11 protein-coding genes are annotated in these 13,644 nt (G+C 72.4%); 6 read left to right on the forward strand and 5 right to left on the reverse strand.

All coding sequences use genetic code 11. The features are described from left to right. Position 1: 1 nt before the first annotated feature. Together DBP14_RS02335 and DBP14_RS02340 are read left to right on the forward strand one after the other, a co-directional pair. Positions 2 to 766 carry a DUF4239 domain-containing protein gene (locus DBP14_RS02335; RefSeq protein WP_129305382.1) on the forward strand — a complete coding sequence of 255 codons (765 nt, stop codon included), beginning with the start codon at positions 2 to 4 and terminating at the stop codon, positions 764 to 766. Between the two features lie 240 nt (positions 767 to 1,006). After that, positions 1,007 to 1,537, forward strand: a complete 531-nt coding sequence (locus tag DBP14_RS02340; RefSeq protein WP_129305383.1) for a hypothetical protein — start codon at positions 1,007 to 1,009, stop codon at positions 1,535 to 1,537. A 180-nt stretch (positions 1,538 to 1,717) separates the two neighbouring features. Here the strand turns inward: DBP14_RS02340 and DBP14_RS02345 are convergent, their stop codons facing one another. Next, positions 1,718 to 2,473, reverse strand: a complete 756-nt coding sequence (locus DBP14_RS02345; protein ID WP_129311635.1) for a hypothetical protein — start codon at positions 2,471 to 2,473, stop codon at positions 1,718 to 1,720. A gap of 333 nt (positions 2,474 to 2,806) precedes the next feature. On the opposite strand from DBP14_RS02345, the gene DBP14_RS02350 reads away from it, so the two are divergent. Then, positions 2,807 to 3,481, forward strand: a complete 675-nt coding sequence (locus DBP14_RS02350) for a class F sortase (protein WP_129305384.1) — start codon at positions 2,807 to 2,809, stop codon at positions 3,479 to 3,481. 73 nt (positions 3,482 to 3,554) lie between these two features. On the opposite strand, the gene DBP14_RS02355 is transcribed toward DBP14_RS02350, so the two are convergent. Continuing rightward, positions 3,555 to 4,391: a polysaccharide deacetylase family protein gene (locus DBP14_RS02355; RefSeq protein WP_129305385.1), complete on the reverse strand. Its 837-nt coding sequence runs from the start codon at positions 4,389 to 4,391 to the stop codon at positions 3,555 to 3,557. 95 nt (positions 4,392 to 4,486) lie between these two features. After that, positions 4,487 to 7,765, reverse strand: coding sequence for a bifunctional lysylphosphatidylglycerol synthetase/lysine--tRNA ligase LysX (gene lysX / locus DBP14_RS02360; RefSeq protein WP_129305386.1), 3,279 nt, complete (start codon positions 7,763 to 7,765; stop codon positions 4,487 to 4,489). A gap of 228 nt (positions 7,766 to 7,993) precedes the next feature. Between lysX and DBP14_RS02365 the strand changes: the two genes are divergently transcribed. Further along, a complete protein-coding gene (locus DBP14_RS02365; protein WP_129311636.1) occupies positions 7,994 to 8,401 on the forward strand; it encodes a universal stress protein in 408 nt (135 codons plus the stop codon). On the opposite strand, the gene DBP14_RS02370 is transcribed toward DBP14_RS02365, so the two are convergent. Then, positions 8,337 to 9,596: an MFS transporter gene (locus tag DBP14_RS02370; protein WP_241740772.1), complete on the reverse strand. Its 1,260-nt coding sequence runs from the start codon at positions 9,594 to 9,596 to the stop codon at positions 8,337 to 8,339. The two genes, DBP14_RS02365 and DBP14_RS02370, sit on opposite strands and share 65 nt — an antisense overlap. A gap of 235 nt (positions 9,597 to 9,831) precedes the next feature. Between DBP14_RS02370 and DBP14_RS02375 the strand changes: the two genes are divergently transcribed. Further along, complete coding sequence (locus DBP14_RS02375; protein WP_129305388.1) at positions 9,832 to 11,256, forward strand: amino acid permease; 1,425 nt, start codon at positions 9,832 to 9,834, stop codon at positions 11,254 to 11,256. 53 nt (positions 11,257 to 11,309) lie between these two features. Here DBP14_RS02375 and DBP14_RS02380 read toward each other — a convergent pair whose 3' ends face one another. Then, positions 11,310 to 12,461, reverse strand: coding sequence for a CapA family protein (locus DBP14_RS02380; protein WP_129305389.1), 1,152 nt, complete (start codon positions 12,459 to 12,461; stop codon positions 11,310 to 11,312). 500 nt (positions 12,462 to 12,961) lie between these two features. On the opposite strand from DBP14_RS02380, the gene DBP14_RS02385 reads away from it, so the two are divergent. Beyond that, on the forward strand, positions 12,962 to 13,477 hold the full coding sequence (locus tag DBP14_RS02385; RefSeq protein ID WP_129305390.1) for a hypothetical protein: 516 nt from the start codon (positions 12,962 to 12,964) through the stop codon (positions 13,475 to 13,477). Positions 13,478 to 13,644 lie beyond the last annotated feature (167 nt).

Consider the following 13,644-nt stretch of genomic DNA (forward strand, 5'->3'; position numbering starts at 1 on the left):
GTTGTCGGATTGGCTTGTTCTCGTCCTCGCGATGCTGGGGGCCTGCGCCGTGGTGGTCGTCATCACCCTCGTACGGCACCGGACCGCGGCCGAGGACGACGACCCCAGCGAGACGCCGGACGTCATCGAGTACATGACCATGTGGATCGGGGTCGTGTACGCCATCGTCCTGGGCCTGGCCATCGCGGGCGTGTGGGAGGCCCGCAGCGCCGCTCAGGACCATGTGCAGGCCGAGGCCCAGGCGCTGCACGAGATCTCGGAGCGGGTCCGGGTCTACCCGCCGGCCGTGCGTGACCACATCCGGGACGACGTCGACGCGTACGTGAGCTACGTCGTCACCACCGAGTGGAAGTCGATGACCGACCACGAGCGGGTCACCGGGCACGGCACCGAACTGCTGGCACGGGTCCGCGCGGACGTCACGGACTACCAGCCGAAGAACGACTTCGAGGCACAGGCCTACCAGCCGGTCCTGGACCAGATGGCCGCCGCCGACCAGGCGCGCAACGCCCGTGCCGACTCCACCGGGGCGACCATGCCGTCCGTGGTGTGGTGGGGGCTGATCACCGGGGCGCTGATCACCGTCGGCATGGTCTTCGCGCTGCAGATCCGGCGCACCCGGCGGGAACTGATCCTGGCCGGGGTGTTCTCCGCGACCATCGCCTTCATGCTCTTCCTGATCTGGGACTTCGACGCCCCGTTCAGCCGGGGCATCGCGACGACCGCGGAGCCGTTCCTCAACCTGTTCCCGCACGCCGGGTCGTAGCGGTCCCATCTCTTTGCGGCGGCGGACGGCTGGGGGTGTCGCCCGGCGCGGGAAGCTCACCCGGCCGCCGCAAAGGATTCCCCCGGGCGGCGCACACCCGTGCCCCATTCGCACTACTGCGATCGCGCGGGTGGGCCGGCGTTCCTAGCGTTCCGGTCATCGAGGCGCATTCCCGGCGCAGAGGTCAGGCGCGCGCGGAAGAGGTCCGCGGTTGCTCCTCGACAGACCGGAGGAACCACCATGCCTGCGATACGCGTCGCTTCGGCCGCACTGCTGAGTGCCGGCGCCCTCGCCCTGTCGGCGCCGACCGCCGTCGCCGGTGACGGCCACGGCATCACCCCGTTCGGTTTCCGGGTCGTCCCGTCCACCGTGGCGGCGGGCGGCCAGGTCAGCCTCCAGCTGAACCGCGACGGCGGCTGCCGGGGCACCGCGACGGTCACCTCGGGCGTCTTCGACACGGTCCGCCTCCCGCCGGGGCAGGACACGGCGACCACGGTCATCGACTGGGACGCCCGGCCGGGGGCCGCGTACCAGGTGACGTTCAGCTGTGACGGGTCGAGCGGCTGGACCCAGCTCACCATCGCCCAGGACGGCGGTACGGCGCGGCCGATGCCGTTGCGGCCGGCCCAGCACGGCGTCGAGGCCGGGGCGGGCGGCAGCATCGGCGGGTTCGACCTCAAGGAGATCGGTCTCGGCGCCGCGCTGATCGCCGGTTCGCTGGGCATCGCCTACCGCCGCACCCGCCGCCGCACCGGGGACGACGGCGCCTGAGGTGCCGGCCGGCCGGCAGGCAGGCGGGCAGGCGAGCCGGCAGGCGAGTCGGCAGGCAGGCGGGCGAGCCGCCGGGCGGCCGGCGACAGGGCTTCGCCCCGGATCCCTGGGGGCCGGGGCGAAGGGCCGTGCACGTGCGGGGCTCGTTCGGACGCCGGGACCCACGCCCGGGGCGCCGCGTCAGATCCGCTTCTCGTTGCGGCGCCGCAGCCAGAAGACGCCGCCCCCGATGACGGCCGCGCCCACCAGGCCGCCGCCGATGGCCATGTCGGTCGCCGTGGCGCCGTGGGACTGGCTGCCGCCGACACCGCCCTGGACACCGCCGAGCACGGTGAAGGCGGAGGGTCGGGTGAGGGTCCGGCCGTCGCAGTTGACCGTGATGTCGTACCGGCCGGGACGGGCGTCGCGGTCGATGGTGGCGACGCCGCGCGCGGAGTCTCCGCGGTACGGCGTCAGGCGGGTGGTGCGGAAGGCACGCGAGGACATGGTGCCGCCGCGGCAGCCCTCGACGGTGACGGTGAGCCGGGAACCGGCGGCGAGCACGCTGGGCGTGGCGACGATGTTGCGCGGGTTGCCGTCACCGCGGCCGCCGTCGTTGTCGCCCTGGTTGTTCCCGTTGCCGTTCCCGAAGTTGTTGTTGTTCCCGTTGACGTTGCCGTTGTTGTTGCCGTTCCCGCTGTTCCAGTTCCCGTTGTTGTTGCCGTTGTTGTTCCCGTTGTTGTTGTTCCAGTTCCCGTTGTTCCAGTTGCCGTTGTTGTTGCCGTTGTTGTTGCCGTTGCCGGGCGCGTTGAAGTTGCCGTTGTCCGGCGCGGTCAAGGAGTTGTTGTTCGAGGGGCCGCCCCCGTTGCCCATGCCGTCCGCGACGGCCACCGGCGCGGCGAGCCCGAGCGCGGCGACCGCGGCGCACGCGGCTGCCAGGGCACGTTGGTTTCGCATGTGATCCTCCGCGAGAGGCGCCCCGGGTCCCGTCCCCGGTCGATCGGCGAGAAAGCACCTCTGGACATGACCCTCGGCCGCCCGGAACACGCCCGCATGTCGAGAATGGTCCGTCTTGGTGAGCGGACACGCCGTCAGAAAACCACACAATCGGATATAGCCGCAGGTCACGCCCCGTCAGAATTTTCCTGTGAACGGCAACTCGGATGGCGCACCGCTCCGGCCGGGGGCCACCCGTTCGCCCCCCGTCCCGTCGCCCGCCGCGCGCGCGGGACTTAGCGTTTTCCCATGCGCGATGGGCGTGGTGACGGCCGTGACGAGAGGGGTCTGCGCATGTCTGCCTCCGAGCTGTCCGAGCTCGCCGAAGAGGAGGAGCGGCGGCGGAAGCGCGCTCCGTGGGGTGCCATAGCGCTGGTGCTGCTGACCGGTCTGGCCCTCATCCGCAACGGTTCGGGTGAGTTCGACTCCGGTCCGCCGCAGCCGGCGTCGGCGGCCGCCCCCGCGAGCACCGCCCCGGCGAGCACGTCCCCGTCCGCCGCCCCGGCCGCGCTGCCGTTCTCGGCGGTCGACCGGGTGCGGATCCCGACGATCCGGGTCGACGCGCCCGTGATCCCGGTCGGTCTCGACGCCGACGGCTGGGTGGCCGCGCCGCCCCCGGACAACGCCAACCTGGCGGGCTGGTTCACCGGTGCGGTCTCCCCCGGCGAGAAGGGCACCGCCGTCATCGTCGGGCACGTCGACAACAAGCAGGGTCCCGCCGTGTTCTACGGCCTCGGGGCGCTGAAGAAGGGGAACAGGATCGAGGTCCTGCGCAAGGACGGCAGGACCGCGGTGTTCGAGATCTACGGCATCGAGGTCTTCGAGAAGAGCAAGTTCCCCGGCGACCGGGTGTACGGCTCGAAGGGCACACCGGAGCTGCGGGTCATCACCTGCGGCGGCGGCTTCTCCAAGCAGCACGGCTACGACGGCAACGTCGTCGTCTTCGCCCGCCTGGTCGCGGTGAAGTGAGCGTTCCCGCGGCCGGACGGGCGCGGCCGGGCGGACGCGGGTCCCACGGCCGGCCGCCCGCCGTGAGGGCCCGTCAGACGGGACGGTGACGCGGCACGGTGAGGTGGTAGCCGTGGTCGATCAGATACGGCAGGTACTCACGGATCGCGCGGACGCTCTGCGTCCGGTCGCCCCCGGCGTCGTGGGAGAGCACCACGACGCCGGGGGCGGCGCCCTTCTCCACCCTTTTGACGATGGTCCGGGTGCCGGGTGTCGTCCAGTCGGTGGTGTCGACGGTCCAGGCCATCGGCTCCATGCCCATCTCGGCGCCCAGTTCGAACACGTTCCGGTTCCAGGCGCCGTAGGGGGCGCGGAACCACTGCGGCCGCTCCCCGTAGGTGTCCTCGATGATGTCGCTGGTCCGCTTCATCTCGGAGTGGATCTTCTTGCGGCTCATCCGGATCAGCAGCGGATGCGTCCAGGTGTGGTTGCCGACCACGTGCCCCTCGTCGGCCATCCGGGCGAGCAGGTCGCGGTTCCACTCGACCTGTTCGCCGCACACGAAGAACATCGCCCGTACGTCGTACTTGGCGAGGGTGTCCAGGATGTGCGGGGTGTAGTCCGGGTGGGGGCCGTCGTCGAAGGTGAGCATCATGTGCCGGCCGTCGGCGGGGATCTTCAGGATGGGTTCGGTCCGCACCTTCAGGGCGGGCGGGGCAGCGCGCGGGTGGCCGTCGCCGGTGAGGGGCTGGAGCCGGAAGGCGGAGGCCTTGGGGGCCTGGCGTGCCTGGGGACCCGGCGCGGGGGCGGCCCGGCCGCCGGTGTCCTCGCCGCCCGCCAGGACGACTCCGGTGGCGGTTCCCGCGGCACCCACGGCGGCGGCGCCGGCGAGCAGGAGCCGGCGCCGGGTGAACAACTGATCCTTCTGCATGACTCATCAGTCGCCCGGCCAACCCCGGGCGCACCCCAGCGACACTGGTGTGGCGGCGCGAATGCACCCGATCGGAGCAACGCGGGAGGGGTGGCTCAGCGGCGCCGTACCAGCGGGAACGGCAGGGTCTCCCGGATGGTGCGGCCGGTGAGGAACATGACGAGCCGGTCGACGCCGATGCCGAGGCCGCCGGTCGGGGGCATCGCGTATTCGAGCGCGTCGAGGAAGTCCTCGTCGATCTCCATGGCCTCCGGGTCGCCGCCGGCGGCCAGCAGGGACTGGGCGGTGAGCCGGCGGCGCTGCTCGACGGGGTCGGTCAGCTCCGAGTAGGCGGTGCCGAGTTCGGTGCCGAAGGCGACCAGGTCCCAGCGTTCGGCGAGCCGCGGGTCGGTGCGGTGCTGCCGGGTGAGCGGGGAGACGTCGGTCGGGAAGTCCTTGTAGAAGGTGGGCAGCAGGGTGCGCTCCTCCACGAGGCGTTCGTACATCTCCAGCACGATGTCGCCGGGGCCGTCGTCGGCGGTGTACGGCACTCCCGCGCGGTCGCACAGCCGGTGCAGCCGCAGGAGTTCGCTGCCGGGGCCGATCTCCTCCCCCAGCGCCTCGGAGATCGCGCCGTACACGGTCTTGACGGGCCAGGTCCCGGAGATGTCGTACTCGGCGCCGTCCTTGTGGGCGACGGGACGGCCGTAGGCGGCCGTCGCGGCGCCCTGGATCAGCTCGCGGGTGAGGTCGAGCATCACGTCGTAGTCGGCGTGCGCCTGGTAGGCCTCCAGCATCGTGAACTCGGGGTTGTGCTTGTAGGAGACGCCCTCGTTGCGGAAGGTGCGGCCCATCTCGAAGACCTTCTCCAGGCCGCCCACGCACAGCCGTTTGAGGTACAGCTCGGGGGCGATGCGCAGGTAGAGGTCGAGGTCGTAGGCGTTGATGTGGGTGGTGAAGGGGCGGGCGTTGGCGCCGCCGTGGATCTGCTGGAGCATCGGGGTCTCGACCTCCAGGTAGCCGCGGTCCAGCAGGCCCTGGCGCAGGCCCTGTACGGCGGCGGAGCGGGCGCGGACGACGGCGCGGGCGTCCGGGCTGGTCGCCAGGTCGAGGTAGCGGCGGCGGACCTTGGCCTCGGGGTCGGCGAGGCCCCGCCGTTTGTCGGGCAACGGGCGCAGGCATTTGCCGGTGAGCTGCCAGGAGGCGGCGAAGACGGTGGGTTCGCCGTGGTCGCTCAGGCCCGCGCGGCCGGTGACGGTGATGTGGTCGCCGATGTCGGTGTCGGCGGTGAAGCGGTCGAGGGCGGCGCCGGAGAGGTCGCGGGTGAGGGCGATCTGGTGGTCGCCCGACCAGTCGCGCAGCACGGCGAAGACGATGCCGCCGAAGTCCCGGACGAGCATGACGCGACCGGCGACGGTCACCTCCTGGCCCTGGGGTACGTCGGCGAGGGCGTGGGTCGGGGCGGGGACGCCGACCGGGTAGGGGTCCGTGCCGGTGGCGCGCAGCCGGTCCAGGGTGCGGTGCCGGACGCGGACCTGGTCGGGCAGGCCCGCGTCCGGGGCGCCGGTCGCGGCCTGGTCCCCTCCGTCGAGGCCGAGCGCCGACAGGGACGGCAGCCCCTCGGTGGTGGCGGGCCGCTGCCCGGGCCCCGGGTGCCCCTTTCCCCAGAGTTTGCGCAACGACGGTACGGAGACGAAGCCTTCGGCGATGCCGGAGGCCAGGCCGATCCGGGCGAGGGAGGCGGTCTCGCCGTAGCAGATGAAGCGCGGGTACCACTCGGGGTGGTACTTGGCGTTGGAGCGGTACAGGGCCTCCAGTTGCCACCAGCGGGAGAAGAACAGCAGCAGCCGGCGCCAGAGCCGCAGGACGGGTCCGGCGCCGATGCGGGCGCCCTCCTCGAAGACGGAGCGGAAGACGGCGAAGTTCAGGGAGATCCGGCGCACGCCCAGTTTGGGGGCGTGGGCGCACAGGTCGGCGACCATGAACTCCATCACCCCGTTGGGGGCGCTGCGGTCACGGCGCATCAGGTCCAGGGAGACGCCGTCGCGTCCCCAGGGCACGAAGGACAGCAGGGCAAGGAGCCGGCCGTCCTCGCCGAGGGCCTCGACGAGCAGGCAGTCGCCGTCGGCGGGGTCGCCGAGCCGGTCGAGGGCCATGGAGAAGCCGCGTTCGGTCTCGGTGTCGCGCCAGGCGTCGGCCCGGTCGACGATCTCCTCCGTCTCCCGTTCGGTGAGGGCGGCGTGGCGGCGGATGCGGGTGGTGGCGCCGGTGCGGCGGACGCGGTGCACGGCCTGCCGGGTGACGCGCATGTCGCGGCCGTTCAGGTCGAAGGCGGCGACGTGCAGGATCGCCTCGTCGCCGAGCTGGAGGGCGCCGAGTCCGGCGCGGGCGAAGGCGCGGGCGCCGTCCTCGGAGGCGCCCATCGCGGCGGGCGCCCAGGCGTGCCGGCGGGCCACGTCCAGCCAGGCGCCGATGGCGTGCGGCCAGGCCTCCGGGTCGCCGACGGGGTCGCCGCTGGCGAGGCAGACGCCGGCCTCGACCCGGTAGGTGACGGCGGCCTTGCCGCTGGGCGAGAACACGACGGCCTTGTCGCGGCGGGTGGCGAAGTAGCCGAGGGAGTCCCGGTCGCCGTAGGCGCCGAGCAGGGCGCGGATGCGGGCCTCCTCGTCGCCGTGCAGGGCCGCCTCCAGGCGCTGTGAACGGAACAGCGTGGCGGCGGCGTTCAGCAGGGCGAGCGCGCCGAGCAGCCCGAGGACGAAGGTGACCTGGCGGGGCGGGCGGCCGGCGAAGGAGCTGTTGGAGACCAGTCCGCCGCAGACCCGGTCGGCCGCCCAGGCCAGGTGCTGGCCCTGCGGCAGGCTGCCGGGGAACAGCATGACCAGTCCCCAGCCGAGCAGGATGGCCACGACGAGCCCGCCGAGCAGGACGGCCAGCGCCCGCCACACGGCGCCGCGGCGGGAGGCGGCGTAGAACTGCCCGCGGGCCACCACCAGCAGGATCAGCAGCAGCCCGCACAGCACGAGCGAGGGCAGCGACTCGGCGTAGAGGCCGAGGGCCAGGCCGAGCGCGTCGGTGAGGACGACGAGGCCGAGGTAGACGACGACCAGCCACCAGGCGACCTTCTTGCGGGCGGCGGTGGCGCCGGCCAGCAGGAAGAGGAACACCGCGTAGGCCAGGTTGGCGCTGACCGGGACGAGCAGCAGGTCGAGGGTGCGGGCGACGGGGCGGAGCGGGTGGCGCAGCGGGGCGATGACGGCGAGCAGGGCGCAGAGCAGGCCGAGCGCGGCGAAGAACGTGCCGAAGGCCTCGGGCACCCAGGCCAGGCGGGTGCCGGCCCGCGGGCGTGGCGGACCGGTGACGTCGCGCCGTGCGGCGGGCTCCGCGGTGGCAGTCATGGTTCCGACTGTAGGAAGCAGCCGGTCGCCTCGCCCGTCGAGCGGCCCGGGCCGCGGTGGGAACAGGCGACCGACAGCGGACGCGACCGTACTCCCTGTGGAAGCGGCGGTTCCGATAGCCTCGCGGCCGTGACGGAACAGCACGAGCGGGACGAGCATCATGAGGAGTCCGAGCCGGTCCACCGGTCCGCGGGGCGGTTCGAGCGGGGCACGGACGGGCCGAAGGTCATCGTGGCCGGTGTGGACGGCTCCGAGTCCTCGCTGCGGGCCGCCGCGTACGCGGGCGGGCTGGCCCGGCGGCAGCACGCGCTGCTGGCGGTGGTGTACGTGCAGCCGGTGCTGGCGGCCGGGGCGGCGCTCGGGGCGCCGGTGGCGGAGACGACCGACGAGATCGCCGAGGACCTGATCGCCCACATCCGGGAGGCGACGGAGCGGGTCCGCGGGATATTCGACGTGCGCTGGGAGTTCCACACGTTCCGCGGTGACCCCTACACCGGCCTGGTGAAGGCGGCCGACGAACTGAAGGCGGACGCTGTGGTGTTGGGCGCCTCCGAGCAGGCGGGCCACCGGATCATCGGCTCGGTGGCGGTGCGTCTGGTGAAGGCGGGACGGTGGCCGGTGACCGTGGTGCCGTGAGCACGCCCGGGAGCAGCGCCGGCGTCGCCAGCAGCAGGACGCCGGCCAGGGCGATCGCGGTGCGCGGGCCGGCGAGCGCGGCGAGCAGGCCCCACAGGGCGGTCAGGGCGGCGGTGCTCAGTTTGACGGTCACCGACCAGGCGGAGAGGGTACGGGCCACCCGGTCGGCCGGGATCACGTCGAGCCGGTGGGCGGCGAGCACCGGGGTGTACACGCTCGCGCAGGAGATCAGGCCGAACTCCACGGCCATCACGAGGAGCAGGCCGGGCACGCCGGGGCGGACGAACGCGAGCCCGACCGGCCAGCAGGAACGCAGCGCGCCCGCGGTCAGCAGCACGCGGTGCCTGCCGTAGCGGTCGGCGAGGGGGCGGGCCAGCCGGGAGCCGAGCAGACCGCCGAGGGAGGGCAGCGCGAAGGCCAGCCCGTACTGCCAGGGCGCGAAGCCGAGCGGGCCCAGCATCAGGACGGCGAGCAGCGGCGCAGTGGCCATGATGAGGGAGTTGACCAGGGCCGTGTTGAGGAACAGCGGGCGCAGCGCGGGATCGGTGAGCAGGTACCGCCAGCCGTCGAGCAGGTCGGCGGCCCGGGGGCGCCGCGCCGGGGCGGTGGTGGGGCGGGCCGGCGGGGTTTCGGTGCCGCCGATGGCCCGGATGCCGAGGGCGGACAGCAGGTAGCTGACGGCGTCGACGGCGACCGTGGTCACCGGTCCGAGAACGCCGACGGCGGCGCCGCCGAGCGGAGGGCCGAGGACGGTCGCGGTCCAGCTGGTGGATTCGAACCTGCTGGTGGCGGTGAGCAGGCCGGCGGGTGCCACGAGGTCCTTCAGGTGGGCGCCGGAGGCGGCGGTGAAGGTGATGCCGGCGGCCGCCACGACGACGGAGACCACCAGGAGCTGCGGGAAGCCGAGCGCGTCGAGGGCGTAGGCGGCGGGGATGCTGAGCAGGGCCGCGCACCGGACGAGGTCCGTGGTGATCATGACCGGACGTTTGCGGCGGAACTCCATCCAGGGCCCGAGCGGCACGGCCACCGCCGCGCCGACGGCGAGTCCGGCGGACGCGAGCAGGGACACCTGGGCGGACCCCGCGTGCAGGACGAGGATCGCGATCAGCGGGAGGGCGTCGAAGGCGAGCCAGGTCCCGAAGGCGCTGACGGTGTACGCGGCCCACAGCCACCCGAACCGGCGTCCCAGCCGCATGCACAACCTCCCGTTGACCCCGGTCATGAAAGCGGGCGGCAGTCCGCGGCGCAAACAACCGCGGGACCCGGGCGCACAACCGGTGGTTGTACGACGCCGGGGGCGGGCGGGGCGGTGAGGGCCCGGCGGATGCGCGGGGCCGCCGTACCCGTGCGTGGCGTCTTCCCAGGAAGGGCGCCCCTGAGCCATCATGATCGGCCGTCAGCCGATTGCCGAAGGCGAAGAGGTGAGGCGCATGGCCAAGCTCCGTATGGGTGAGGGGATTCTCCGCCGCAAACCGATCGAGTGGATCGAGGAGGGCGAGGCCGGCGACGGCAGCCGGCTGGAACGCTCGCTGGGGTTGTGGCAGCTCACCGCGATCGGCGTCGGCGGCATCATCGGCGCGGGCATCTTCACGCTGGCCGGCACGGTGGCCCACGGCACGGCCGGGCCGGCGGTGCTGGTGTCGTTCCTGATCGCCGGTGTGGCGAGCGCGTGTGCGGCGCTGTCGTACGCCGAGTTCGCGGGCCTGATCCCGAAGGCCGGGTCGGCGTACACGTACGGGTACGCGGTGCTGGGCGAGTTCGCGGGCTGGTTCATCGGCTGGGACCTGCTGCTGGAGTACACGGCGATCGTGGCGGTGGTCGCCATCGGCATCTCCGGCTACTTCGGCTTCCTGGTGGAGGAGATGGGCGCCAAGCTGCCCGCCTGGATGCTGGGCGCGCCCGGCAGCGGGCACGGGCACAAGGTCGACCTGTTCGCGGTGATCCTCTGTCTGCTGATCGCCTGGCTGCTGAACCTGGGCATCAAGAGCGCGGCCCGGTTCGAGACCTTCGTGGTCGGGCTGAAGGTGCTGGTGGTGCTGCTGGTGATCGGGGTGGGCGTCTTCCACATCACCTCGTCGAACTACCACCCGTTCTTCCCGTTCGGTGTCGGCGGCGCGTTCACGGGTGCGGCGACGGTGTTCTTCGCGGTGTTCGGCTACGACGCGATGTCCACCGCGGCCGAGGAGTCGAAGGACGCGCAGCGGCACATGCCGAAGGCGATCATCTACTCGCTGGTGATCGCGATGGTGCTGTACGTGGCGGCCTGCCTGGTGCTGACCGGCATGCAGAACTACCGGCACATCGACCCGGAGAGCGGCTTCTCCTCGGCGTTCAAGTCGGTGGGGCTGAGCGGGCTGGCGGACGTGATCGCGGTGGGCGCGATCATCGGCATCCTCACCGTGATGTTCACGTTCATGCTGGGTGTGACCCGGGTGTGGTTCTCGATGTCCCGGGACGGTCTGCTGCCCAAGTGGTTCGCCAAGACGCACCCGACGCGGCACGTGCCGACGCGGGTCACCTGGATCGTCGGGGTGGCGTCGGCGGTGATCGCCGGGTTCTTCCCGATCGCGGAGGCGGCGGAGCTGACCAACATCGGCATCCTGCTGGCGTTCGTGGTGGTGTGCACGGCCGTGATCGTGCTGCGCTACCGGCAGCCGGACCTGCCGCGCACGTTCCGCACACCGTGGATGCCGTTCGTGCCGGCGCTGGGCGTCGTCTTCTCGATCTGGCTGATCACGTTCCTGCAGTGGCAGACCTGGGTGCGGTTCGCGGTGTGGTTCGTGATCGGGTGCGGGATCTACTTCGGCTACTCCTACCGCCGCTCGGAACTGGCCACGCCGCGCGACCGGGCCTGATCATCCCGTCCCGGTACCGGGGCTGATCACCGGGCCCGGCCACCGCAGCCCGGCTACTTGGCCATGACCAGACCGTCCTTGGCGGCGCCGCGGCTGAGCACCACGCCGCGGATGCGGTCCCGGACGCCCTGGAGTTCGGCGCCGCCGGCGATGGCCTTGTTCAGGTCGAGGACCCGGCCGGCGTCGATGTCGTACATCTGCGGGACGAACTCGGCCTTGGTGACGCGCCAGCGGCCGCCCGCGGCCGGCGGCGGGGAGAAGGTGAAGCGGGCGATGGTGGACTCGTTGCCGCGTGAGTCCTGCACGCCCCGGTTGTCGAACATCTCCCCGGCGATCTGGTCGCCCAGCCCGTAGACCACCCAGGTGCCGTTGACCTTCTGGTAGGCCTGCGGGACGTGCGCGTGGGTGCCGAGGACGAGGTCGATGTCCGGGCGGCCGTTGGTCCGGGACGCGGTGAGCCGGTCGGCGAGGGCGAGCTGCTTCTGGTCGGGGGCGTCCTGCCATTCGGTGCCCCAGTGCAGGGAGACGACGACCACGTCGGCGCCGGCCAGCCGGGCGGCGCGCGCGTCGGAGATGATCCGGTTCGGATCGGTCACGTTCACCGCCCAGGGCTCGCCCGGGGGCATCGGGGCGCCGTTGGTGCCGTACGTGTACGACAGGTGCGCGACCTTGGCCGCGCCGGCCCGGAGCATGGTGACCGAGTGGGCCTCGGCCTCGGTGCGGGCGGTGCCGGCGTGCTTCAGGCCGGCCTGGTCCATGGCGTCCAGGGTGCGCCGGATGCCGTCCGCGCCGTCGTCCAGGGAGTGGTTGGAGGCGGTGGAGCAGCCGTCGTAGCCGGTGGCGGTGAGGCCCTGGGCGATCTGCGGCGGGGACTTGAACACCGGGTAGCCGGTGTAGTCGCCGTCGGCGCCGTAGACGGTCTCCATGTGACACAGGGCCAGGTCGGCGTGGGAGACGACGGGTTCGACGGCGGCCAGCATCGGGCGGAAGTCGTAGCCGTCGCCTCCGGCGTCGTAGCGGGCCCGGTCGATGACCGAGGTGTGCGGCAGGACGTCGCCGGAGGCGGCCAAGGTGAACGCGCGGAAGGCGGGCGGCGGCGCCGGGTGTCCGGCGGTGGACTCCCGGCGCACGTGGTTCTGGCAGGCGGCCGCCGCCGTCAGGAGGGCGGTCAGAGCCAGAGCCACCTGTCGTCCGCGTGTGATCATCGACTCACCCCTGAGTTGTCGTATTGACCGACCGATCCGTGACAGACACATGGGTATGAATCTGACTTCCCGCCCAAACAGCCCAGGCATCCTCATTGGCCCATACGGGGCGCCGCCGTCCGGCGGACTTCTCACCCGCCGGACCGTCCACCGCGGCCGGCTGTGAAGACACTCACTCCGGACCACCGTGACGCGCTTGTACGCCTGTGGACCCGAGGGACCGGTGTGGTTCCAGGCGCGCGAACCCGCGGCGCCCGAGCCGGTACCGTGAAGTCCCGTGCGCACTGCGGGGCGCGCGCCCCGCACCGGACCCCGCCGGGACGCGCGGCCGACCTGCGGTGAAACCGAAGGCTGGGTCAAACCTTCGCAAAGCGCCTTGCTGTGACCCCCGTTCGGGCCATCAGCTGTCCTCATCATCCGTGTTCCGGACGGGGGCCGGGTCCGGGGACCGGGTCCGGGGACCGGGGCGGCGCGCCCGCACCGGAGGAAGGCAGGAAGGGATGCTGCACAGAGGGCACGAGAGTACGGACGGCACCGGCGGCGGTGAACTGACCGTCCCGATGGCCTGGTTGTACGCCGAGTACATCGCCGACGAGCTGCTGCGCACGGGCGATCTGATGCCGCCGACGTCGTTCGAGTTCCGGGCCGGGCGGGACGCGCTGGCGCTGACCGTGTTCCTGTCCGACACCGACGGGGAGCTGTCCGGCATCCGGGTCGTCTCCCAGCTGGAGAACTGGCTGTCGCTGACGGCGTACGACCAGCCGTGGCGGGAGTGGGTGCGCGAGCGCATGGCCGAGCTGGCCGGACAGGAGGCGGACGCCCGGACGCCCTCGCCGGACCTCGCGCTGGCGGCGGAGGCCTGGCGCTGGCTGGAGGAGACGGAGCTGCTGGCGCCCGACCTCGACGCGGTGCCGGAAGGCGCCGCGCCGGTCGGCGAGGACGAGGGCCCGAAGGTGTGGACCCCGGCCTGGCGGCTCGGACTGCCCCTGGGACACCTCGCCATCCACCTGTTCTGAGCGCCCCTCGGACAGGCGCCGGTCGGTTCTCGCGGGCTGCCGAAAATCAGACCAATCCGGGGAGCGGGCCGCTCCGAATCTCTTGGTCCCGATTCTGTCCGGGGCTTGAGTGATTCGGCTGTCGGCTGCGTACGGGTGGGAGCAAGGAGTAACCCCACCCGCACCCC

This window comes from Streptomyces sp. L2 (assembly GCF_004124325.1).
GTDB lineage: Bacteria > Actinomycetota > Actinomycetes > Streptomycetales > Streptomycetaceae > Streptomyces.